At 56.2% G+C, this 23,214-nt stretch carries 22 protein-coding genes; 9 read left to right on the forward strand and 13 right to left on the reverse strand.

Translation table 11 applies throughout. The features are described from left to right. The first annotated feature begins 23 nt into the window (after nt 1-23). Genes OOJ60_RS04845 through OOJ60_RS04855 form a run of 3 tightly spaced genes read left to right on the forward strand, consistent with a single transcriptional unit; the run spans nt 24 to nt 2,562 of the window. Nucleotides 24-1,424, forward strand: coding sequence for a cytochrome ubiquinol oxidase subunit I (locus OOJ60_RS04845; protein WP_205612040.1), 1,401 nt, complete (start codon nt 24-26; stop codon nt 1,422-1,424). Next, nucleotides 1,424-2,434, forward strand: a complete 1,011-nt coding sequence (cydB, locus tag OOJ60_RS04850; RefSeq protein WP_200033278.1) for a cytochrome d ubiquinol oxidase subunit II — start codon at nt 1,424-1,426, stop codon at nt 2,432-2,434. Before OOJ60_RS04845 ends, cydB begins: the two co-directional genes overlap by 1 nt. Continuing rightward, nucleotides 2,434-2,562 (forward strand): DUF2474 domain-containing protein, encoded by a 129-nt coding sequence (locus tag OOJ60_RS04855; protein WP_001164804.1) that lies wholly within the window; start codon nt 2,434-2,436, stop codon nt 2,560-2,562. The genes cydB and OOJ60_RS04855 overlap by 1 nt, the downstream gene beginning before the upstream one ends. 104 nt (nt 2,563-2,666) lie before the next feature. Here the strand turns inward: OOJ60_RS04855 and OOJ60_RS04860 are convergent, their stop codons facing one another. Together OOJ60_RS04860 and OOJ60_RS04865 are read right to left on the reverse strand one after the other, a co-directional pair. After that, entirely contained in the window at nt 2,667-4,628 is a 1,962-nt protein-coding gene (locus OOJ60_RS04860) for a peptidase U32 family protein (protein WP_205612041.1), read from the reverse strand. Between the two features lie 78 nt (nt 4,629-4,706). Further along, a complete protein-coding gene (locus tag OOJ60_RS04865; protein ID WP_205612042.1) occupies nt 4,707-5,243 on the reverse strand; it encodes a helix-turn-helix domain-containing protein in 537 nt (178 codons plus the stop codon). Nucleotides 5,244-5,336: 93 nt separating this feature from the next. Between OOJ60_RS04865 and OOJ60_RS04870 the strand changes: the two genes are divergently transcribed. Next, entirely contained in the window at nt 5,337-6,503 is a 1,167-nt protein-coding gene (locus OOJ60_RS04870; protein ID WP_205612043.1) for a benzoate/H(+) symporter BenE family transporter, read from the forward strand. Here OOJ60_RS04870 and OOJ60_RS04875 read toward each other — a convergent pair. Continuing rightward, nucleotides 6,480-7,355, reverse strand: a complete 876-nt coding sequence (locus tag OOJ60_RS04875) for a helix-turn-helix domain-containing protein (RefSeq protein ID WP_060571229.1) — start codon at nt 7,353-7,355, stop codon at nt 6,480-6,482. The genes OOJ60_RS04870 and OOJ60_RS04875 overlap by 24 nt on opposite strands. A 171-nt stretch (nt 7,356-7,526) precedes the next feature. On the opposite strand from OOJ60_RS04875, the gene OOJ60_RS04880 reads away from it, so the two are divergent. After that, complete coding sequence (locus tag OOJ60_RS04880; RefSeq protein WP_042283167.1) at nt 7,527-8,420, forward strand: DMT family transporter; 894 nt, start codon at nt 7,527-7,529, stop codon at nt 8,418-8,420. A 38-nt stretch (nt 8,421-8,458) separates the two neighbouring features. Here OOJ60_RS04880 and OOJ60_RS04885 read toward each other — a convergent pair whose 3' ends face one another. The 3 genes from OOJ60_RS04885 to tehA form a co-directional block, all read right to left on the reverse strand. Beyond that, complete coding sequence (locus OOJ60_RS04885) at nt 8,459-9,127, reverse strand: DUF3313 domain-containing protein (protein WP_205612044.1); 669 nt, start codon at nt 9,125-9,127, stop codon at nt 8,459-8,461. 143 nt (nt 9,128-9,270) lie between these two features. Continuing rightward, nucleotides 9,271-9,867: a tellurite resistance methyltransferase TehB gene (gene tehB / locus OOJ60_RS04890; RefSeq protein WP_042283172.1), complete on the reverse strand. Its 597-nt coding sequence runs from the start codon at nt 9,865-9,867 to the stop codon at nt 9,271-9,273. Then, a complete protein-coding gene (gene tehA / locus OOJ60_RS04895; protein ID WP_060571231.1) occupies nt 9,864-10,868 on the reverse strand; it encodes a dicarboxylate transporter/tellurite-resistance protein TehA in 1,005 nt (334 codons plus the stop codon). The genes tehB and tehA overlap by 4 nt, the downstream gene beginning before the upstream one ends. A gap of 112 nt (nt 10,869-10,980) precedes the next feature. On the opposite strand from tehA, the gene ydcK reads away from it, so the two are divergent. Then, nucleotides 10,981-11,961: a YdcK family protein gene (ydcK, locus tag OOJ60_RS04900; protein ID WP_205612045.1), complete on the forward strand. Its 981-nt coding sequence runs from the start codon at nt 10,981-10,983 to the stop codon at nt 11,959-11,961. Here ydcK and rimL read toward each other — a convergent pair. The 5 genes from rimL to hglS form a co-directional block, all read right to left on the reverse strand. After that, entirely contained in the window at nt 11,953-12,498 is a 546-nt protein-coding gene (gene rimL / locus OOJ60_RS04905; RefSeq protein WP_205612046.1) for a 50S ribosomal protein L7/L12-serine acetyltransferase, read from the reverse strand. The two genes, ydcK and rimL, sit on opposite strands and share 9 nt — an antisense overlap. A gap of 132 nt (nt 12,499-12,630) precedes the next feature. Beyond that, entirely contained in the window at nt 12,631-12,861 is a 231-nt protein-coding gene (locus OOJ60_RS04910) for a YdcH family protein (RefSeq protein ID WP_042283183.1), read from the reverse strand. 161 nt (nt 12,862-13,022) lie between these two features. After that, nucleotides 13,023-14,678, reverse strand: coding sequence for a glucan biosynthesis protein D (locus OOJ60_RS04915; protein WP_060571234.1), 1,656 nt, complete (start codon nt 14,676-14,678; stop codon nt 13,023-13,025). A gap of 220 nt (nt 14,679-14,898) precedes the next feature. Beyond that, complete coding sequence (locus OOJ60_RS04920) at nt 14,899-16,407, reverse strand: carboxylesterase/lipase family protein (RefSeq protein WP_205612155.1); 1,509 nt, start codon at nt 16,405-16,407, stop codon at nt 14,899-14,901. 45 nt (nt 16,408-16,452) lie between these two features. Continuing rightward, entirely contained in the window at nt 16,453-17,796 is a 1,344-nt protein-coding gene (gene hglS, locus OOJ60_RS04925; protein WP_205612047.1) for a 2-oxoadipate dioxygenase/decarboxylase HglS, read from the reverse strand. 236 nt (nt 17,797-18,032) lie between these two features. Between hglS and pcaH the strand changes: the two genes are divergently transcribed. Next, nucleotides 18,033-18,773 (forward strand): protocatechuate 3,4-dioxygenase subunit beta, encoded by a 741-nt coding sequence (gene pcaH / locus OOJ60_RS04930; RefSeq protein ID WP_042283191.1) that lies wholly within the window; start codon nt 18,033-18,035, stop codon nt 18,771-18,773. Beyond that, nucleotides 18,770-19,390 carry a protocatechuate 3,4-dioxygenase subunit alpha gene (gene pcaG, locus OOJ60_RS04935; protein ID WP_199957720.1) on the forward strand — a complete coding sequence of 207 codons (621 nt, stop codon included), beginning with the start codon at nt 18,770-18,772 and terminating at the stop codon, nt 19,388-19,390. Before pcaH ends, pcaG begins: the two co-directional genes overlap by 4 nt. 42 nt (nt 19,391-19,432) lie before the next feature. Here pcaG and OOJ60_RS04940 read toward each other — a convergent pair whose 3' ends face one another. After that, nucleotides 19,433-20,326 (reverse strand): manganese-dependent inorganic pyrophosphatase, encoded by an 894-nt coding sequence (locus OOJ60_RS04940; protein WP_205612048.1) that lies wholly within the window; start codon nt 20,324-20,326, stop codon nt 19,433-19,435. 125 nt (nt 20,327-20,451) lie between these two features. Between OOJ60_RS04940 and OOJ60_RS04945 the strand changes: the two genes are divergently transcribed. Beyond that, a complete protein-coding gene (locus OOJ60_RS04945) occupies nt 20,452-21,375 on the forward strand; it encodes a LysR substrate-binding domain-containing protein (protein WP_205612049.1) in 924 nt (307 codons plus the stop codon). Between the two features lie 62 nt (nt 21,376-21,437). Here OOJ60_RS04945 and OOJ60_RS04950 read toward each other — a convergent pair whose 3' ends face one another. After that, complete coding sequence (locus tag OOJ60_RS04950) at nt 21,438-23,126, reverse strand: methyl-accepting chemotaxis protein (RefSeq protein WP_233470874.1); 1,689 nt, start codon at nt 23,124-23,126, stop codon at nt 21,438-21,440. Nucleotides 23,127-23,214: the final 88 nt, after the last annotated feature.

The raw sequence follows: 23,214 nt of genomic DNA on the forward strand, positions 1-23,214 counted from the left end.
CAATTTTTAGTGCGGAGTCAGGCATGTTTGGTCTTGATGCGTTTCACCTGGCAAGGATCCAGTTCGCCTTTACGGTTTCTTTTCACATTATCTTTCCGGCAATCACCATTGGGCTTGCCAGTTATCTGGCGGTGCTGGAAGGCCTTTGGCTAAAAAGCAAAAATCCGGTCTGGCGCTCGTTGTACCACTTCTGGTCGAAAATATTCGCCGTCAATTTCGGCATGGGCGTGGTTTCCGGTCTGGTGATGGCCTATCAGTTCGGCACCAACTGGAGCGGCTTTTCGGAATTCGCAGGCAGTATTACCGGGCCATTGCTTACCTATGAAGTGCTGACCGCTTTCTTCCTTGAAGCCGGATTCCTCGGGGTGATGCTGTTTGGCTGGAATAAAGTCGGTCCGGGTTTGCATTTCTTCTCAACCTGCATGGTGGCGCTTGGCACCCTCATTTCCACCTTCTGGATCCTGGCGTCTAACAGTTGGATGCAAACGCCGCAGGGGTTTGAGATCGTCAACGGCCAGGTTGTGCCCGTGGACTGGTTCGCCGTTATCTTCAATCCTTCGTTCCCTTACCGCCTGCTGCATATGTCCGTCGCCGCATTTCTCAGTAGCGCGCTGTTTGTCGGCGCTTCGGCGGCCTGGCATCTGCTGCGCGGCAACACAACGCCAGCCATTCGCACGATGTTTTCCATGGCGTTGTGGATGACGCTTATTGTCGCGCCGGTGCAGGCGTTAATCGGCGATATGCATGGGCTGAACACCCTGAAACATCAGCCAGCCAAAATCGCCGCGATTGAAGGTCACTGGGAAAACCCGCCGGGTGAGCCGACGCCGCTGCTGCTGTTTGGCTGGCCGGATATGGAACAGGAACGCACCCGCTATGGACTGGCGATCCCGGCGCTGGGAAGCCTGATCCTGACGCACAGTCTGGATAAACAGGTTCCGGCGCTAAAAGAATTCGCCAAAGAGGATCGCCCTCACTCGACGATCGTGTTCTGGTCGTTTCGCATCATGGCCGGCCTGGGCATGTTAATGGTCCTGCTGGGGCTCTGTGCGCTCTGGCTGCGCTACAGGCAGCGCCTCTACACCTCGCGCCCGTTCCTGCGCTTTGCGCTATGGATGGGACCCTCGGGGCTCATCGCCATTCTCGCGGGCTGGGTGACCACTGAGGTCGGACGCCAGCCGTGGGTGGTGTACGGTTTACAGCGTACTGCCGACACGGTGTCGGCCCACGGCGATTTACATATGAGCATTTCGTTGCTCGCTTTCTTTGTTGTCTACAGCTCAGTCTTTGGCGTCGGCTACAGCTATATGATTCGCCTGATCCGCAAAGGCCCGCTGGAAGATGATTCCGCGCCGCCGCCGGGCACACCCGCCAGGCCGCTTTCCGCCGCCGTCCTCGATTCTCAACATGAGGCACATCGCTAATGGGTATTGATTTATCGGTTATCTGGTTTGTGATCATCGTCTTCGCCACGCTAATGTATATCGTGATGGATGGATTCGATTTGGGTATTGGCATTCTGTTTCCTGTTACACGAGACGCAGAGGATCGTGATGTGATGGTCAATAGCGTCGCGCCGGTATGGGACGGTAATGAAACCTGGCTGGTGCTGGGCGGCGCGGGGCTGTTTGGGGCTTTCCCGCTGGCCTATGCGGTTATTATCGATGCGCTGACCATTCCGTTGACGCTGATGCTGATCGGACTGATTTTTCGCGGCGTGGCCTTCGAATTTCGCTTCAAGGCCACGCCAGCCCACCGCCCATTTTGGGACCATGCTTTTCTCGGCGGGTCGATTCTGGCTACCTTCGCCCAGGGGATCGTGGTTGGCGCAGTGATCAACGGTTTCCCGGTGACCGGTCGCCGCTACAGCGGCGGGCCGTTCGACTGGTTAACCCCCTTCACTCTGTTCTGTGGCGTCGGACTGGTCGTTGCCTATGCGCTCTTAGGCGCAACCTGGCTGGTGATGAAAAGCGAAAATCCGCTGCAGGATAAAATGCGCAGCGTCGCGAAAAAACTGCTGCTGGCCCTGCTGTTGTCAATCGCGATAATCAGCCTCTGGACACCGTTAGCGCATCCGGCGATCGCCGACCGTTGGTTTACGCTTCCCAACCTGGGCTATCTGCTGCCGGTTCCAGTGCTGGTGATCGCGTTCAGCATCTGGTTATGGCGCACACTGGGTCGTCCGGAAAACCACACGTTCCCGTTTGTGCTGACGCTCGGGCTAATCTTCCTTGGTTTCAGCGGCCTGGGCATCAGTATCTGGCCGCACATTATTCCGCCTTCGGTTACCCTCTGGCAGGCAGCCGCCCCCGCCCAGAGTCAGGGGTTTATGCTCGTCGGTGCGCTGCTCATCATTCCGGTGATTTTGGTGTACACCTTCTGGAGTTACTATGTGTTTCGCGGCAAAGTGCAGCATGGCGAGGGGTATCACTGATGCAACATTCTCTCTGGAAACGCCTGATGTGGCTGGTCATCCTTTGGGGCGGCAGCGTGCTGGCGCTGGCGGCGGTGGGCATGTTTTTTCGCCTGCTCATGACCGCGGCGGGGTTTAAAGCGCATTAAGCGGACACCTCGCCGGATGTCGGCTTTGGGCCAGGCGTTAACCGGCGGAAATAAATACCGACACATCAGCCCGGTTAACGCCACCGGGCTGATGTCGCAAAGGATTAAGGTTTACGCTTCGGCAGCGTTTTCATCAGATCTTCCGGACTGACGGAACCCACCACGCTGCCCGGCAGCGGCATTTTAAGAATGTGATTTTTAATCTTGCCGATAACGTGCATTTCACACGGGCGACAGTCAAATTTCAGCGTCAGCACCTCATCACCGTTGACCAGTTGCATTGGCGTCGCTTTCCAGCTTTTGATGTTACCTTTCGCCTGTTTCGGACACAGATTAAAGGCAAAACGCAGGCAATGCTTGGTGATCATCACAGGCACATCGCCCTTTTCTTGATGCGCTTCATACGCCGCGTCGATCAACTGTACGCCATAACGATGGTAGAACTCACGCGCCTTCTGGTTATAGACGTTTGCCAGAAAACTCAGATGCGTCTGCGGGTAGACCGGCGCGGGATCTGAGACCGGTTTGCGCACGCCGCGTTTGTAGCGAGCAAGTCGCGCCTTATCCAGCATCTCAATGGCTTCCCGACGGAACGCGTTGAGCAGCCCGTTTGGCACAAACAGCGCACCGGGTAGGTTAACCTGAATGTCACGCGCGTAGTAGAGCGTCTGCCCCAGCTTCGCCAGCCCATCCTTGAGGTTACTCAGCGCTTTTTCAGCGTTGTTGGCGTCGTCAAACTGACCGTCCAGCGTGTGCGTCACGCTCACCCCTTCCTCGCTGGTTAACGTCAGGATCAGCTGTTCCTGCCAGCCGCCGAGTTCGATATCCACCGCTACCCGCCGCTCGCTGGAGGTTTTGGTTAACGCCTGCTGCCAGTTATGATCGAGATTACGGTTCAGTGGATGTCGCGGGCGCACTTTGTGCAGGTCGGCAGGCATCTCGTTCGGCCAGACGCGATAACTGTTTTCCCCGATTTTTTCGACAGTATTGGCACGAAAACCAACCACCTCACGTTTGATCAGTACGTTCAGGCCATCGCCGTTCGCCAGTGGTTCACTGGCTTCAACATCAAGGTGATCTTTCGCCACTTTCAGCACTTCGCCAACGGGTAAGCCGATGAATTTTGGTGAGTCAAAGGCGCCAATATCGCCTTTGCGCGCATTGACAAAGTAATCGGTGCTGCCGCGATGGAACGTTTTATCCGTGGACGGGATAAAGAAATGCTCGGTGCGACCGGAAGACGCGCGCGCCAGATCGCTGCGGTCTTCAATGATCGCATCCAGCATTTGCCGATAGTGGGCGGTGATATTTTTTACGTAACTCATGTCCTTATAACGCCCTTCAATTTTGAAGGAGCGTACACCTGCATCAATTAACGCGCCGAGGTTAGCGGTTTGATCGTTGTCTTTCATCGACAGCAGATGTTTCTCGTAAGACACAACCCGGCCCTGATCGTCCTTCAGGGTGTACGGTAAACGGCACGCCTGGGAGCAGTCGCCGCGGTTGGCGCTACGTCCGGTCTGGGCGTGAGAAATATAACACTGGCCGGAATATGCGACGCAGAGCGCGCCATGCACGAAAAATTCGAGAGTGGCATCGGTCGCCTGATGAATCGCCTGAATTTGCGCAAGGCTCAGCTCGCGCGCCAGCACAATCTGGGTGAAACCGACGTCAGCCAAAAATTTCGCTTTTTCGACGCTACGGATGTCGCATTGCGTGCTGGCATGCAGTTCAATCGGCGGAATGTCAAGTTCAAGAATTCCCATATCCTGAACAATCAGCGCGTCGACGCCGGTCTGGTAAAGATCGGTAATCAGGCGCTGGGCGGGCTCCAGCTCATCGTCATGAAGAATGGTGTTCAGCGTAACAAAGATTTTCGCGCCAAAGCGATGGGCAAACGGCACCAGTTCGGCGATATCTTTCAGGCTGTTGCTGGCGTTATGACGCGCGCCGAAACCGGGACCGCCAATATAAACGGCGTCCGCGCCGTGTAAAATGGCTTCGCGGGCGATGGCGGTGTCACGTGCCGGGCTTAACAATTCAAGGCGATGTGGGTGCTGGCGCATAGCGTTGTTTTTATCCAGTAGCAGCAAAATGGCGGCTATTGTAGTCAGAAGCGCGGCATTGCGAAATAGTTTTCCCGCTTAACTGCGCGGGTAATGAATCAGCGAATGAAAATGGACAGTGTGCGCGCTGGTGTTGCGATAGGCATGGGCGTGGTCACCGGCAAAACGCACGCCTTCTCCGGTTTTGATCGTCCGCCACTGCGCGTTTATACACATCTCCAGCTCGCCATAGATCACCACGACGTGCTCAATTACCCCCGCCTCGTGCGGCGTGGATTCGCTGAGCGCGCCGGGCGCCAGAAGAATGGAAAAATGGTCGAAGCAAAGTTCCGGATCCCACGGAAACAGCGGCGTCACCACCATTTCCTGCTGCTGAGGATCAAACGTCGGCAAAGGCGTCGATTCCGGCGGTGAAATAAACGTAGAAAACGGGACGTTCAGCCCGGTGGCGATCTTCCACAGGGTCGCCACGGTCGGGCTGGATTCGTTCCGTTCGATCTGCCCAAGCATGGCTTTCGACACCCCTGTCGCGTCCGCCAGGCGCGACAGGCTCCAGCCGCGCTGGGTGCGCAACGTTTTCAGCGTGCTCGCCAGATACTGTGTGAGATTGTCCATACGCGTCCTCCCAAAAACAGCAGCTTACCACTTGTGCGCTATAACGCTCAAATGGTAGATTCAAGCGACCGTTATAACGCACAAGAGGTTGCTATGCGCGCTTTCTCGCTTCCGCTACCGACGCTTCTGTCAGGGTTTGTGGCGGTTCTCATCGGCTATGCCAGCTCGGCGGCTATTATCTGGCAGGCCGCCGTGGCCGCAGGCGCCAGCGCCGAACAGATCGCCGGCTGGATGACCGCGCTCGGCATTGCAATGGGCGTCAGTACGCTGGGCCTGTCACTGTGGTATCGCGCTCCGGTATTGACGGCATGGTCTACACCTGGCGCGGCGCTGTTGGTCACGGGCTTGCAGGGGGTAACGCTGACGGAAGCGGTTGGCGTGTTTATCGTCGCCAACGCGCTGATTGTCATCTGCGGAATAACAGGTCTGTTTGCGCGCATGATGAGGATTATCCCCCACTCGCTCGCCGCCGCGATGCTGGCTGGCATTCTGCTGCGTTTTGGTTTGCAGGCCTTCACCAATCTGGAGGGCCATTTGATGCTGTGCGGCAGTATGTTGCTGGCCTGGCTGGCGTTAAAGCGAGTTGCTCCGCGCTATGCCGTCATTGCCGCACTGTTCGCGGGCGCACTGGTGGCATGGCTTGAGGGCGAAGTGGTGACCCGTACGTTGAGCGTCGCTCCGGTTATACCGACGTTTATTGCGCCTTCGTTTTCTCTGGCGCACGCGTTAGGCGTGGCGGTACCGCTATTTCTGGTCACAATGGCGTCACAGAATGCGCCCGGCGTGGCGACAATGAAGGCCAGCGGCTATGACGTGCCTGTTTCACCGCTGATTGTGGTGACGGGCCTGCTGGCATTGCTGTTATCGCCATTTGGCGTGTATTCCATCTGCATTGCCGCCATCACAGCGGCAATCTGTCAAAGTCCGGATGCGCATCCGGATGCGTCAAAGCGCTGGCTGGCGGCAGCGTCAGCCGGGGTGTTTTATCTTCTGGCGGGGATTTTCGGCTGTTCGATTACCGGCATAATGGCGGCGCTACCGGTGAGCGGCGTGCAGATGCTGGCAGGATTAGCGCTGTTAAGCACCCTCTCCGGCAGTCTGTATCAGGCGCTGAACCATGACGCGGAACGCGATGCGGCTATCGTCACGTTCCTGGTCACCGCCAGCGGTGTGACGCTGTGGGGTATCGGCTCGGCATTCTGGGGGCTGATGGCGGGTGGTGTCTGCTTCGCCACGTTAACCTTCTCCCGCCGCGCGTAGCTGCGAGGGTGTTTTCCCCGTCACTTGCTTAACGCGGTTGCTGAAATGGCTCGGAGAGCTGAACCCGCAGGCCAGCGCAATGTCGGTTAACGGTTGACGGGTGTGACACACCAGTTGCTTCGCCAGCGCCATGCGTCGCTGCATCACATACTGATGTGGCGCCATTTTCATCGACTGGCGAAACATACGGGCGAAATGAAATTCGCTGAGCGCCGCCTCGCGGGCTAAGTCGGCAAGTGTCAGCGGTTCCGCCAGATGGGCATCGATGTACGCCAGCACGTTGCGCAGCGTCACGGGCGCCAGTCCGCCGGTTACGGTAGGCAGGCGCCACTGGACGTTGCTGTAGTGCTGGATCAAGTGAGTCATCAACAGCGACGAGGCCGCGCTCAGCGTCAGGTGATTGGCGGGCTGCTGCCAGTCGTTACCGAGAAAAAACTGGCGATAGACTGCGGTGATACCCGGGTCGTTGCCAAATAACCGTTCTTCGAGTGTGAAACGGTAAGGACTCTTGTCCCACACTTTTTCGCCCACTTCACGCAGGTGCGCATCGGTGCAGTAAAGATGCACAAAGGATAAGTCGTCACGAATATCCCACGTCGATTCGCTCTCTTTTGGCATCAGACAAAACCGATCCGGCCCGCCGCCGTTTTCCCAGCCGCTGGACGTTTTGTGATAACTCTCATAGCCATCCTCAATGTACAGACTGAGGGTGTGATGATCGCAATATTGCGTAATGGTATCGCGCTTGTTCGACCAGGCCGCCAGCTGGACGCCAGAATGCAGCGCGACTGACTCATGCAGCACAGCATTATGTTTGCGCAGGTTTTCAAACGCATCGTAGGACCGGGACATATCACCATATCGACAACATTTAGCAGATCCTCAGTCTATCGCAGGTTGCCGCGCTTACCATGCCCTCAAAGGAAAAAAGCGCAAGATTTTGCAAGTGTGCGCAAGGGGATGAAAGCGCATTCCCGGCAACTTTGTGACAGTGAGCCATCGTTTGATAAGAGGTAAAACGTGATGAATGCATTGTTGTACTGTCTGGTAGTAATGATTTGGGGCACGACGTGGATCGCCATTTATCTGCAACAGGGCCCCGTGGCCGCCCCGGTGTCTATCTTCTGGCGTTTTGCCGTAGCGACGGCGCTGATGATGGTCATTCTTCTGGTGCGGGGCAAACTGCGCAAACTGACGCCCCGCGACCATCTGTTCTGTCTGTTACAGGGCGCGTGTGTCTTTTGTTTTAACTTCTGGTGTTTTTATACCGCCGCCGCGTGGATCAACACGGGGCTGGAATCGGTGATTTTCTCTATGGCGGTGCTGTTTAACGCAGTGAACAGCTTTATTTTCTTCGCACAAAAGCCGCCAGCTCGCTTCTTTGCCGCTGCCGCGCTGGGACTGACGGGGATCGTGACGCTGTTCTGGCAGGATCTGGTCGGCAGCGGCTTTAGCCAGGAACTGCTCTGGGGAATTGGACTTAGCGCACTGGGCACCTTCGGCTTTTCACTCGGTAATATGATCAGCCTGCGACATCAAAAGAACGGGCTGGAAATCATGACCACGAACAGTTGGGCAATGCTGTACGGTACGCTTTTGATTGCCATCATCGCCCTGCTGCGCGGCGACAGTTTTATGCCGCAGTGGACCGTCAGTTACCTGGGCGCCCTGCTGTATCTGGCGGTTTTTGGTTCGGTGATTGCTTTTGGCGCTTATTTCACCCTGGTCGGGCGTATCGGCCCCGGCAACGCCGCTTACAGTACGCTGCTGTTTCCGCTGGTCGCGCTGTCGATCTCCACTTTCTACGAAGGCTATGTCTGGCAGATGAATGCGGTCGTGGGGCTGGCGCTGATCTTACTGGGCAATCTGGTGATGTTCGCAAAACCGCCAGCGCTTTTGCGTCGGCGGCTGGCGTAGTCACAGCGCCATCGGGTGATGGCGCGAGAAGAACGGCGTTATTTCTGGCGAACTTCAAACATGGTGGCGTCGGTGGCCATGTTATCCACGACCTGCTTAAGCGTTTCAAACGCCATCGGCGTACTTTCGTTGTTCAGATCTTTCCCTTCGCCCTGGCGAACCACTTTAATAACAGGCTTGTTGGTCGCCGCGTCGATTAACTCGCCTTCAAAGTAGAGATGGGTGTCCATGGTACGGTGTCCCGTCGCCATTTGCGTTCCGGCAACCAGCAGCGCAACCGGCACCACTTCATAGAACTGCAACCCTTCTTTGCTGGCGTCAACACCGGTAATGGCGCCACGGAAGATCAGGCTACGCGGGCCAGGCGTGGTCACCAGCGGTTTACGCTGCGCAATGGCGCCTTTCATTTTGGTGTTAGTGTAATTCAACAACTCGTCGAGGACCTCCTGACCGACCTGCGTGTTCGGCTTGGGTACCGGGTAATACGTGATGGGCGTCCAGACAACGCTGTCGTAATTGGCGGCATTATAGTCAGGATCAACCCAACGCAGCACCGGCTGTCCTGATGCCGATGTCGTTTCCTCGAGGCTGGAGTAATCCTTTAAAAAGCCAGAATATTTTTCCGGTTGTGTGATTTTTGACGCACAACCGGATAAGGTCAGTAACCCTGCAAGCATAGCAACGCTGAAAAAAGTACGAGTACGCATGAAACGATCCCTTAAATGTGCACATATGCATGCGCAATAATAGCAAAGGGAAATCATTTATGTTGCATTAAAAATGGTAAGCAAACCACACTTTACCGACCCTTTTTTGTCCAGAAATAAATGGCGTACTCGTCCTTCCGGCATCACGCCATTTTGCGGGCTAACAGGGTGGCAAAACGCAGCTTAATCCGGTTGCCGTTCGCATCGGTACGATGTAGCTCACCGACATCTTCATTGTATTTCAGCTGCTCCCAACCTGCGTAGTAGTCGCGCAGTTCCCCTTCCCTGAAGGCAAACGGAAAACCAACGGTGCAGGGATAGTCCGCCGTATCCATCGCCGCGACAATCAGGTTATACCCACCCGGCTTAGTACAACGCTGCATGTTAGCGATGAGCCCCGGGATCGTGTTGGCCTCAAGGAACATCAATACCACGGTCGAGAGGATAAAATCGTACTCGCCGTCAAAACGTAGAGCATTAAGATCGACCACGTTGGTTTGCAGATTCTCCAGCCCTTCGGCCGCTTTAATACGCTCAACATTCTTGATGCTCATCGGGTTTTTATCCCATGCGGTCACATCAAAACCGTTCGCCGCCAGATACAGACTATTACGGCCATTGCCGCAGCCCAAATCCAACGTTTTACCCGGCTTAACCACCCTGACAGCATCCAGCACTTCAGAATGGGTGCGGGTTAAATCATATTTTTCAGTAAAGTAATGTTCGTCGCGAAGGGTCATTTTTTATCCTCAGTTTTTAACAGCGCCGAACGTTCAGTGCGGATAAGCAGTTTACCTTCCACCAGTAACGCGAACGTACGGACCAGCAATAATGCAATAATAACATTCGTAAAGATGAATAAAGGCACGGCGAGGCTGTGGAAAAAACCGGACTCGCTGGCATGACCGAGATGCAGCCCTGTCGTGGCCAGCGCTGACACGCCGAACGAGAAACTCCAGAAGGAGGCATTAAAGGGCTGTGACAAATACCACGGCATCAGCCGCAGCATAAAAAGCAACTGAAGCAGGCCATAGCCAAACAGCATTTTCGCCAGCGTATCGCTTTCGCCGCCGTTAACGCTAAGCCAGGCGCTACAGGCCACCAGCGCGGGCGCCAGTTGAATGCCAAGAGATGTCCGCAGTACGGTGGGGAGTTCTCCGGCGCTACGCAGGCGCTGCAGGATCACCGGCTCAAGGCTGAGCCACGAAAAGACCCCCGCGCCCAGAAAGACCAGACCGGCATCGGTATAACCCAGCGCGCCGCAGGCCATCGCGCTGATAAAATTATTGGCGACGGTCGGCAGATACAACCCCGGCGTGGTGGCCTCTTGTGGATGTGCGCCGCGCCACAGCCCCGCCGTTTGCCAGGCGGCATAGGCCAGTTGGATCACCACGCCTATGCTGAACAGCGCCACCGCCAGCGGCCGGCTCCAGGGAACAAACCCGATAGCGACCAGCATTGTGGTCGCCGGAAACAGGCTGACAAAACTGCTCATGACCGGATGGCGAATTTCCGCAATCACGCTGTGCGGAAAACGCACCAGCCGGGTCATAAATGCCAGCGTCAGCAGTCCCCATATCACCATCGCCAGGATCACCAGCGCGTCGCCAATCCAGTGGCTGACGGCCCAGATATGACTGGCATAGCGCCAGGCAAAGCCCATCCCAATAGTCCCCAGCACCATGCCAAAATAGCCGGCGGGCAAATTCAGAACACAATCACCTGCTTTTTCTTTACGCATTTTGTTTAATTTATAAAGTATATTTGAAATGCATTTTATGTAATTTCTCTGCGTTTAGCCAGCGGCGTAAAATTTGCTACGGTTATAGTGAGCGAAACCACGGATACCTTGTATGCAAAAATACCGCCTTGATGAGACCCCGCGCGCCTTCAGCTATCAGGAAAACGATCGGAAACAGCATGTCCTTTTGCGCCAGATTATCGCCCTGATTGACTTCAACGATGTCAAAGCCGGCGATGTCGGCGGCTGGCTCGATCAGGAAAGCGCATTGTCTCAGGAGGGCACGTGCTGGATCTATGATGAAAATTCGCTGGTTTTTTCTGGCGCTAAAATCAGCGGAAACGCCCGCATCACCCAGCCCTGCGTCATTCGCGACGGCGCACGTATTGGCGATAATGTCTGGATAGACCACGCGGAGATAAGCCACGGCGCTGAAATAAGTGACAACGTCACTGTTCAGGCGTCCACCGTACGCGGTGAGTGTCGGTTGTCCGGCGATGCACGCATTCTGCACCAGTCAGAAATTTTTGCCGCGCGGGGAATGACGACCGAATGCGATCAACTTTTACAGATTTACGATCGTGCCACGGTCGCTCATTCGCAGATTGTACATCAGGCGCAAATCTATGGGGACGCCATTGTCACCCATGCGTTTATCGAACACCGGGCCGAAGTGTTTGATTTCGCGCTTGTTGAAGGCAACGCTGAAAATAACGTCTGGTTGTGTGATTGCGCCAAAGTATACGGTCACGCGCGCGTTATCGCGGGTTTCGAGGAAGACGCGATCCCCACTCTACGCTACAGTTCGCAGGTTGCCGAACAGGCGACGGTAGAAGGCAACTGCGTGCTCAAACATCACGTGATGGTGGGTGGAAAGGCGCGACTGTGCGGCGGCCCGATGTTACTTGACGATCACGTGCTGGTTGAGGGCGATGCGCGTATTAACGGCGAAGTAGTGATCGAAAATCACGTGGATATTGGCGGTTCAACCGTTATTGAGGCTTCAGGCGATGAGGCCATTCATCTGCGTGGCCCCAAAGTCTACCACGGCGAGCAGTATATCACCCGCACCCCGCTGGTCGGCTCAGTCTGATGACGCGCTGATAATACGGGCATAAAGGTTCACGTCGTCATAGCGGCCGTTCAGGTATTCAGCCTGTTTCAGACAGCCTTCCAGTTCAAAGCCGTTGCGCCGGGCAACCTGATTACTGGCGTGATTGGCCACCCGACATTTAATCACAAAGCGCCTCACCTCGCCGCGCTCAGCGTAGTGGCGCATTAGCGCCTGAAGCGCGCGTGACATCGTGCCTTTTCCCTGATGCGACTCATCCAGCCAGTAACCGATATATGCCGCTTTATTTAATGGCTCAATCTGATTAAACGACAGTACGCCCACCAGTTCATCGCCGGCCATAATCATGAACATTTTCGCATAGCCGCGTTGATGCAACAGGATATTCCCCTGCACGCTTTTACGCGTGTCTTCTTCCCCGCGCACTGACGCAGGCCAGTTCAGCGACTGCTGCAGCCAGGCGCTGTTTTTGCGTACCAGCTGATGCAGTGGCGCAATATGATGCTCCGCAACCGCCTGCAGCTGCAGGTTCTCGCCCGCGTTGATTGTTTCTGTCATATTGACTCCTGTTTTGCCGTACCGCCGCCCAGCATTCTGTTTAGCAGATTTTTCAGCGGTAATGCAAACACTTAGCCAAAACAAGAAGGGCCTCCCGATGCGTGGGAAGCCCTTTTCAGAGAACGGGAGCGGTTATACCTGGCTCTCGTTAGCACTCTCTTTCTGTAAGATTTTGAGCATATCGTCCTTTAGCTGGAGTTTCTGTTTTTTAAGGCGAACGACTTCGAGATTGTATCCCCGACCATCGGCGCCTTCCAGCCTGGCTATTTCGTGATCAAGGTTATTGTGCTTTTCGAAAAGAGACAGAAAGCGAGGGTTCTCGGTTTTCAGTCGGGAAATCAGATCTCTGTATTCTGGAAACATACGCTCTCCCTGTTAGTGAACAAACGCGTGTATAAGAAATACACATCTTCAGCTTACTCATTTGACTCAGGGAAAAATGCGAACGGGATCGTGTTTAGTTCTTGTACAGATATTTCGGGGAAACGCTGACGCCCCTTGCCTTGCAAAGGGCGTCGCGAGGATCAACGCATCACGCGATCATCGACATAGCGACGCTTGTCCGGCGCGGGAGGAAAATACTGATACAGCCAGGTTTCGCTAATCGCCTCGCCCTGGCAACGCAGGAACATGCGCATATCCACCGGTTCGGTCGAATCAGAGGTAGGATACCAGTCAAACTGGATGCGGTAGCCGTCGAACGGTTCGACGTAGAGAATTTCAATCTGCTTCGCTTCGCCGCTGGAAAGCGTAATCACCGGCTCAATGCCTTTAGGCGCCGCAGCTTTCAGATCGCCGCCAACGAAATCAATGGCAAAACGACGCGCCCATTTTTCCGGATAATGCTCGCCCGGCGCCCAGCCTTCCGGAAATCCGCCCATACCGGTACGGGTAGCCATCACGCGCGCCAGCGGCGAACGAACCGGCGGCTGCGCGCTCCAGTACAGTCGGTATTTGTACGTCAGTTCATCTCCCGCCTTGATCGATTTTTCCGGCTGCCAGAAACAGACCACGTTATCCAGCGTTTCGCCCGTGGTCGGGATCTCCATCAGCCCGATGGTGCCCTTGCCCCACTGGTTACGGGGCTCCACCCACAGGCTCGGACGCTTGTTGTACCAGCCCATAATGTCCTGATAGTGGCTAAAGTCCCGATCCAGCTGCAGCAGACCGAAGCCTTTCGGGTTGTTGTCGGTATAGGCGTTAAACTGCAATTTTTGCGGGTTGTTCAGCGGGCGACAGATCCATTCGCCGTTGCCGCGCCACATCGCCAGTCGGTCAGAGTCGTGGATCTGCGGATGAATGGTATCGCACATGCGGCGTTCGTTATTGCCGCAGCTGAACATGCTGGTCATCGGCGCAATACCCAGTTGTTTGATGTCCTTGCGGGCGTACAGGCGATTTTCCACGTCCATGATCACCTGGCTCTTCTCACAGTGGATCACGAATTTATAGGCGCCGGTAATGCTTGGGCTGTCTAACAGCGCATACACGGTAAACGTGGTGGCCCCCGGCTTCACTGTATCAAACCAGAAAGCGGTAAAGTCCGGGAACTCCTCTTTCGTGTCGGTGTAGGTGTCAATCGCCAGACCGCGGGCAGACAGGCCGTACTGATAGGTATCGTCCACCGCGCGGAAATAGCTGGCGCCAAGGAATGACACGACGTCACGTCGCGCCAGTTCCGGCGCTTTGAATACGCGGAAACCGGCAAAACCGAGGTCGGTTTGGCCCTCAAGCTGTTTAGTGTCCACGCCCGCGTCGTTATATTTGAACAGCTCCGGGCGGAAGTGGATTTCACGCGCCATATGCGTGGCGGCGTCGACAGAGAACATGCGCACCCGGCGACGGAAGCCCATCCCCACGTGGAAGAACTGGGCATCCAGTTGGCGGCCCTCGACGTTATTCCACAGCGACCGGGCGGCGTCATACTGAATGCTGTTGTAAGCCTGAGGCGTCAGATTCGCCAGGGTGTCCGGCAACGCGCGTGGCGCGCCGCCCCACGGTTTCTGCGCGAGATCGTGGGCCATGGATTGCAGCACCGAATAATCAAACCGCACAGTTTGCCCGTCGGCGATATCTGATTCGGCCGCGTATGCGGCGCGGGTAAAGAGTGAAGCAATACCGCCGGTACCGCACACGGCGGCCATTGCCATTGAACCTTTAATAAATCGTCTGCGATTCATACCTGAAAATCAGTCCTTCTGGTCTCGTGAATGGTCCCGCGCTGGCGCTCGACAGCGGCAAGAGGAAGCATAATTCTGACCGCTCACTCTAGACAAATTTCATTAATAATCCAATTGTTGGCCGCTGATTATCTGAGCAAAACGTAAAATATTTTCTGTCGATCGGAACTGACTGATTCCCATGTAAACTTGCTTCTCGCGACCTTCAACTTTTGCAAATCTAGTCAAGACTGACGTGTTGGGTCATGACTCGCTTAAACAGCGCCAGACGCGCGCGCATAAACCGGTTTTCAACCTTGAAACCCGCTCGCTTGTTCAGGCCGATTCGCAGCAGCCGGTCGCGTCCTTTGATACAGGCAGACCAGCGTACCGGGCCGTGAAGCGTATCGCAGGTACGGCTGGCGTGACGGGCAAAGTTGACCCAGTAGTCGGCGACCTGCGCGGCGAAGGCCAGATCGTTTTCGTTCACGTAGTCTCGCGCAGGCTCGGCGAGCGTAAGGGTATCAAACACATAAGGCACCTCGTTGCCATGCCACGCGCCGTTGGCGTAGGTATCGTGCTCGGCTTCCGCCACATAATCGAACCAGTAGCGCCAGCAGGGTTCTCCTACCCGCTGCTGCGCCTGCATCACCACATAGCCGAGCGCGGTAAAGGCCATGTCGCGACACACCTGACGCCCCAACTCTTCGTCCCCTTTCACGCCGGGATAGAGTAATTTAATCAGACCGAGACCCAGCCTGCGCTCGCGGCGCAGTTTCTGGATTTGTTCAGCCAGATCGACGCCGAAAACGGCCATCACACTCGCTTCGTCACTGTTGGAACCGATCATCAGCGGGACCGGATGCTGCTTCGCCGCAAAAAAGACATCCAGCATCGGTTCGGGCAACACGGCGTCGCCAGAGATCGGCGTCGGGGCGATTTTGTACGGCGCGCCGAGCGGCCAGAAAGCCTCTGCCGGAATCGCACGCAGCTGTTCAGCCGTCGCGTTTTGCAATCCGAAGTGCCCCGCCAGCGCAATGCCGTTTTCAAGGGCAATCTCGCGCGGCGTATCCGGTAAGGTGTAACCGCTCTGCACAATCGCTTTGTGAAACAGGCCGTTGCCCTTAGGCGACGCCAGCAGGGAAAGTACGCTGCGCGCGCCTGCGGATTCACCAAACAGCGTCACGTTCTGCGGATCGCCGCCAAACGCAGCGATATTTTCCTGTACCCAACGCAGCGCGGCGATTTGATCGAGCAGCGCAAAATTATTCACGCGCTCATCGCTTTCCCCTTCCAGCGCCGGATGGGCGAAAAAGCCCAGGTGACCCAGACGGTAATTGACGGTGACGACCACAACCTCGCGCTTCGCCAGCGCAAGGCCGTCATACGGTGGAAGGCTTGCTGCGCCCAGGGTATAGCCGCCGCCATGAAGCCAGACCATCACTGGCAGCGGTGCGCGCCGCCCGGCAGGAGACCAGACGTTAAGGTAGAGACAGTCTTCGGAGAACGCGCCCGGATCGCCGCCGCCCAGCGCTTTACAGTATTCGATGTCCTGCCAGCTGGCACGGGAAAACGTATCAGCCTGACGCGTACCGGACCAGGGAGTGACCGGCTGCGGCGCGCGCCAGCGCCGTTCGCCGACCGGCGGCGCGGCATAGGGAATACCGCGCCAGATATGAATGTCTTTCTCAACGACACCGATCAGTTTTCCCTGTACGGTATCGGCCAGCGGAATAGTGGGATTTACCATGTCCATGTTTACCCGGTAATTGCAAATTCCTACAGCATACCTTGATTAAAGCAGGCCGCAACGCCGTTTACTGCGCTCCTCCGCCTCCTGGTACAGCGTAAACTCGTCCAACACCGGGCATCCCAGCGCCTGCTCAAACGCGTCGCGGCTGGCATTACCATGACGGCGCGCCTGGGTTTCATTTCCCAGGTTTGACTGGAAAATGCCCGCTGCGCTGACCGGTAAAAAATCTTCGTAGGTAATGGGCTGCGCCGCCACCCAACCGCGTTCAATGTGGGGCTGCGGGTCGTCACCAGGGTGAATGGCATGACGATGCGCTTCGCCCGTCGGCGTCAGTCGATAGCGGAACCAGGCCAGCCCTTGCTGGCGCAACAGGAATTCGCTGTCGGGAAATGCTTTAAACACCTCCTGCAAATGCAATTGATGCGTCAAATTGACTTTCCCGGTCCCGGCGCGCTGGAGCAGCGCGTCATAAAGCTGCCGTCCTTTGACGGTCAGCGCCACCCCACGCTGCTCAATTTCGCCAAAGCGCGCGGTATGTGTGCCCTGCTTTTCGCCAGCAAACAACACGGGTTCTTCCAGCGCTTTAAAGCTGGTCTGGCGCAGCAGGATCGGCACGTCGCGACGCGGCGGGCCTTCAATCAGTATCTTGGGTTCGATACCGCATTCCGGCATCATCGCCTGTACACGGTCAATATCCAGCGTGCGCGGCGTGAGATGATTAATATGGCAGCCAGGAAAACAGACCACGTCGGCAATCAGTCGGTGCTCATTATGCAGCGCCAGATAGGTTTGCGCGTCCACGGTAGCATGACGGTGCCAGCGGAACGTTTCCAGCGCTTCCTCGACGAACTCTTGCGCCTGTGCCGCGTCGAAACCGTTTTGCTTGTCCCAGACATCAAGCAGTTCCCGGCAACGCGGCGTAAAAATATCACGTTGGGCGAGGATTTCCGCCGCGCGCTGACGTAACGCCGCATTTTCAATCAGCTCCAGGCGAAGCAGCGAAGTAAAGACCCGGAAAGGGTTTCGCGATAACGAGGCGTCATCGACGGGCCGGAACGCCGTCGAATGCACCGGTACGCCAGCCTGAGAAAGATCGTAATAGCTGACCGGAAACATGCCCATGATCGCAAACATGCGCCGTAGCGTGGAAAGTTCCTCTGCCGTCCCGACGCGTATCGCCCCGTGCCGTTCTACGTTCAGACGGGCCAGTTCGTCGGCGTTAGCCAGTTTTTCGTGCAAGGTGGGGTTATTTTCCAGTACCGCCAGATTGACATCAGCGACCAGTTCGAGCAGCGTGCCGTACTGCGGAACTTCCTGCTGGTACATCGCTGACATTGCTTGCGAAAAATGTTCCCGAATCTCATCTGCCGTGATGCTGTTCGCCATAATGTCATGTCTCCAGTGAATGTTACCTGGAGTGTAGAAAAGGCCGTTCATTCCGTGGGGAAGAATTTACAAAGTGTGATCCCGCCGAAACTCGGCCCGTCGCGTTGCGCCCCCCTTCTATAACTCACAGCTATGTAATAATCGACATAAATTCACTTTTAATTAACATTGTATTTACAGAAACTCTGGCAGGCGACCTGAAAACAATAATTCTCTTACCCGTACAGGAGCCCGCTATGCAAGATAACCGTTTCGCCCGCGAGGTCATTCATCGCGACTACAACAGCCATCCGCCGGCCTTTGCCCCTGGCTACAAAACCAGCGTGCTGCGTTCGCCGCGCAATGCGCTGATCTCTTTGCAAAACTCATTATCGGAAATCACCGGTCCGGTATTCAGCGATAGCGATCTGGGTCCGCTGGACAACGACCTGATCATGAATTACGCCAAAGACGGTTTACCGATTGGCGAACGTATTATTGTCCACGGCTATGTTCGTGACGGCTTCGGTCGTCCGATGAAAAATACGCTGGTTGAAGTCTGGCAGGCGAATGCGGGTGGCCGCTACCGCCACAAGAAAGATCAGTATCTCGCGCCTATCGACCCCAATTTTGGCGGCTGCGGACGCGTGTTAACCGATGAAAACGGCTACTATTTTTTCCGCACCATCAAACCAGGTCCCTATCCGTGGCGTAATCAGGCCAGCGACTGGCGTCCTTCGCATATTCATTTTTCACTGTCCGGCGATGCCTTCGCCCAGCGTCTGATCACCCAGATGTATTTTGAAGGCGACCCGCTTATCAGGCAGTGTCCCATTGTCAGAACCCTCAACAACGACGACGCTGTTCGCACCCTGATTGCCGAACTGGACACCCACGCCGCCGTTCCGCTGGACTGTCTGGCGTACCGTTTCGATCTGGTGCTGCGAGGCCAGCGCGCCACACTGTTTGAAAACCGGACTCAGGGGGTCGCACGATGAAAGATTATTTACCGGAAACCGCCTCACAAACGGCGGGACCGTATGTGCATATTGGGTTAGCGCCGGACGCGGCAGGCTTTCAGATCTTTGAGAAAAACGTCAGCGCCACGCTGACCAACAGCCATACCGAAGGTGAGCGTATTACCCTTGAAGGCCGGGTGATCGACGGTTCCGGCACACCGGTGCGCGATGTGCTGCTGGAAATCTGGCAGGCCAATGCCCACGGACGGTATAACCATCCAGCCGACCATCAGGAAGATAAAAAACTTGACCCTGATTTCCGCGGTTGGGGACGCGCCTGTTCCGACTTCGACAGCGGCGTCTGGCGCTTTGAAACCATCAAACCGGGATGCGTCGTCGGGCGTGACGGCAGGGTCATGGCGCCGCACGTTAACCTGTGGATTGTCGCCCGGGGCATCAATATTGGCCTGCACACCCGGATGTATTTTGCCGATGAACCTGAGGCGAACCAGCGCGACCCGGTGCTAAACCTGATCGAATGGGAAGTTCGCCGCCAGACGCTCATTGCCCGGCGTGTTCAGCGCGGCGACGAGACGGTCTATACCTTTGATATTCATCTGCAGGGCGAAAAAGAAACGGTCTTTTTTGACGTTTAACGGTAGCAGCGGGCTGGGGCTTCAGCCCGCTGACGTTTTGCATCAGGCCAGATGCTTCTCCAGCCAGGGCAACATCTGTTTCTTGCGACTCAGCATACCCTCGACCGTCACGGGCTGCGACAGCGCCGGCTGATGTGAACCGGCAAACCACAGCTGCGAATGCCCGGCGTTAATATCGGTCAGCATCAGCGCCACCAGATCCGCGCCGCTGCGGGTGGCGTATTCCGCCATCTCGCCTCGCAGGGCTTCCAGCACGCCGGATACCTGATCCAGAGAGTAAAGCTCGATCTGCGCGACGCTGACCTGCAACCCATGAAGAGTGAAGCGCTTGGTATCCTTTTGCAGAAGCGCGCTGGCGGTTAAGCCTTCCACGCTGGTTTTCGCGCTTAATAATCCCTCACTAAAGGCGCTTAACGTCACGCCTGCCTGTTCCGTCAGTTCGGCTACCGCCTGACGATCGTCGTCAGTGGTCGTGGGCGATCTTAGCGTGACAGTGTCACTTAACAGGGCGCCCAGCAGTAATTGCGCTTGCGCGGAAGTGACCTGCGCCCTGTGCTGTGGCGTCATTAACTGCCACAGCAATGTGGCGCTGCTGCCAACCGGTTTAATCCACACCTCCGGCGGCAGGCGGGTCATTAGCCCGCCCAGTCGGTGATGGTCAATAATGCCAACAACATTGCTGGGCTGAAGGGTTTCCGGCCCTTGTGATGGCTCCGTAAAGTCCACCAGCCAGACGTCAAGTCCGGTGAGCGGCAGGGTCAACAACGGCGGCATGTCCAGCCCCGCCTGTTCGAAGATAAAGCGGGTTTCGCGATTCGGTTCGCCGAGACGCCAGGCCGTGGCCGGTAAGCCGCGCATCTGAAGCCAGCACGCGGTCATATACGCCGAGCATATCGCATCGCTGTCTGGATTAAGGTGGCCTATGACATGAATCATTTTCCCCTCCGCAGAGAAATCGCTGTTACTTAAATGAGTTAAATGTTAATTATATTTTGCAATCAAGTTATCAAAAACAAACAACTTTACTTGTCACCGGCACGGCTCTGTTTTTAACATCGCTTATGGAAAAAAATAGTTTGTTCAGTCAGCGCATCCGATTGCGCCATCTTCATACATTTGTCGCTGTCGCTCAACAAGGAACACTGGGGCGTGCAGCCGAAACCCTTAACCTCAGCCAGCCCGCGCTGTCAAAAACGCTGAACGAGCTGGAGCAGTTGACCGGAACCCGCCTGTTTGAACGCGGGCGACTTGGCGCCCAACTGACCCTTCCGGGGGAGCAGTTTCTGACCCATGCGGTAAAAGTGCTTGATGCGCTCAATACGGCCGGACAGGCGCTAAACCGTAAAGAAGGTCTAAACAATGATGTAGTGAGAATCGGCGCGCTGCCCACCGCTGCGCTGGGTATCCTGCCTGCAGTGATTGGCCCGTTTCATCAACAGCAAAAAGAGACCACCCTGCAGGTGGCCACCATGAATAACACTATGCTGCTGGCGGGACTGAAATCCGGCGAGATTGACATCGGCATTGGCCGGATGTCCGATCCGGAACTGATGAGCGGCCTGAACTACGAACTGCTGTTTCTCGAGTCATTAAAGCTGGTTGTCCGACCCGATCATCCGCTATTGCAGGAAAATGTCACTCTCAGTCGGGTCATGGAGTGGCCCGTGGTGGTGTCGCCGAAAGGCACCGTGCCACGGCAAAACGCCGAGGCGTTATTGCAAAGCCAGGGCTGCAAGTTGCCCACCGGCTGTATCGAAACGCTTTCGGCCTCGCTGTCGCGCCAGCTTACCGTCGACTACGACTACGTGTGGTTTGTGCCATCCGGGGCGGTGAAAGAAGATCTGCGCCAGGCGACACTGGTCTCCCTGCCGGTGCCGACCCAGGGCGCGGGCGAGCCCATTGGTATTCTTACCCGCGTGGACTCACCGCTTTCTTCCGGCGCGCAAACGCTGATAGGCGCGATTCGTAAATCCATGCCGCTATAAACGCAACCGCCTGGCCGGATGGCGGCGTGAATGCGCCCTATCCGGCCCGTGGTTGATAACCGTCAGAAGGTTTCCCAGTTGTCTGTGCCAGCCGTGACCGGCGTCGGAACAGGTTCCGGCGCGCGGCGGGCCGTTATCGTCCGCGTGACGCCGCTTCCGCTCTGTAAACGAAACGCGCCTACGGCTTCCGTCAGTCGTGCGGCCTGCTCTTCCAGTGACGCGGCGGCGGCAGAAGCTTCTTCCACCAGTGACGCATTCTGCTGAGTGACTTTATCCATCTCGGAAATCGCCTGGCTTACCTGGACGATGCCGCGACTTTGTTCATCCGACGCCGCCGCAATCTCCAGCATGATATCGGTCACCCGTTTCACCGCGTCGACAATATCGGTCATGGTGTTCCCCGCCGCCACCACTTCGCCAGACCCCTGATCGATAAGACGCACCGATTCGCTGATCAAGCCTTCTATCTCTTTTGCCGCCTGGGCGCTACGGCTGGCGAGTGTACGCACTTCGCTGGCGACAACGGCGAACCCGCGTCCCTGCTCACCGGCGCGGGCGGCTTCAACCGCCGCGTTGAGCGCCAGGATATTCGTCTGGAACGCAATGCTGTTAATCACAGCGGTAATTTCGGAAATCTTCTTCGAACTGGTGGAAATATTGCCCATTGTCTGCACGACGCCGGACACCATCTGGCCGCCACGGCTGGCTTTACCAGACGCGTCTTCCGCCAGTTTACTGGCGTGGTGCGCATTGTCGGCGTTTTGTTTTACCGTCGCGGTCAGTTGTTCCATGCTGGCGGCGGTCTGTTCGATTGCCGCCGCCTGCTCCTCGGTACGCGACGACAAGTCGGTATTGCCTGCGGAGATCTCGCTCGTGCCGCGATAGATTTCCTCTGCCCCCTGACGCACCGCGCCGACGGTGTTTACCAGCGAACGCTGCATCTGCTGCAAATGGCGGCTCAGACGGCCAATCTCGCTGCGACCTGTCGGCTCATCCTGCATGGTGAGATCGCCCGCCGCGATTTGCTCAATGCGCTGGGCGGCATGTTGTAACGGACGAATCACGGTGCGACGCAGGACGATAAAGGTCATCAGCGTCAGCAGTAACGCCAGCGCAAAGGCGCCAATCATAAACATTACCCCTAAACGGGTGCGTTGATGCGCCTGCTCGCTTAAGTGTGTAGCGCGCGCCGTGCGTATCTCAATGGCCTTCAGAAGGATCTTGTTGTAGTTGTCGTCAAGCTGCCGCGCCTGTTCGCTTTCGTGATTAATGATAGCTTCGAACATGCCGTTTTTAGCGTATTTCAGCATAGGCTGCAGACCGGCCAGGTATGCCTGAAAACTGCTGTTCAGATCGCCATCCAGCGCTTCATCAGCAGGGGTTTTCACCGCCCGCGCCATATAGGTATTAAACCCATCTTCAGACTGTTTAATCCGCTTTTCCGCCGCCGCGATATTCGCTTTCATGTCGTCCATTTCGGCAATACGGCTTGCCGCACCGGCGTGGATCATGTTGATCCGCGCGGTACGCAGATGGTTAGAACTGTTTGATAACCCCATTCGCACCTGAATTTCATCCGTGACGTCGCGCTGATCGCGGTCAGCCTGCATCAGAAAATAACCGGCCAGGCCGGAGCTTAGCGCGAAAAGTAAAAGGATGCCACCGAGAATGGAGGAAAACAGCGGAACCAGCCTGATTTGATGCAGGAAGCCCAGCTTATGCGGTGCTTGCATCGATGATGTGTTGTCCATGACCGTCGACTCTCTTATTGGATTTATGCGTGATACACGCCCGTTAGATAGTCATCGGCATTCAGGAAGGTTTACTTATCGCAAAAAG

Origin of the sequence: Citrobacter sp. R4 (assembly GCF_026719175.1) — a bacterium.
In the GTDB taxonomy this organism is placed as follows: Bacteria; Pseudomonadota; Gammaproteobacteria; order Enterobacterales; family Enterobacteriaceae; genus Citrobacter_A; species Citrobacter_A sedlakii.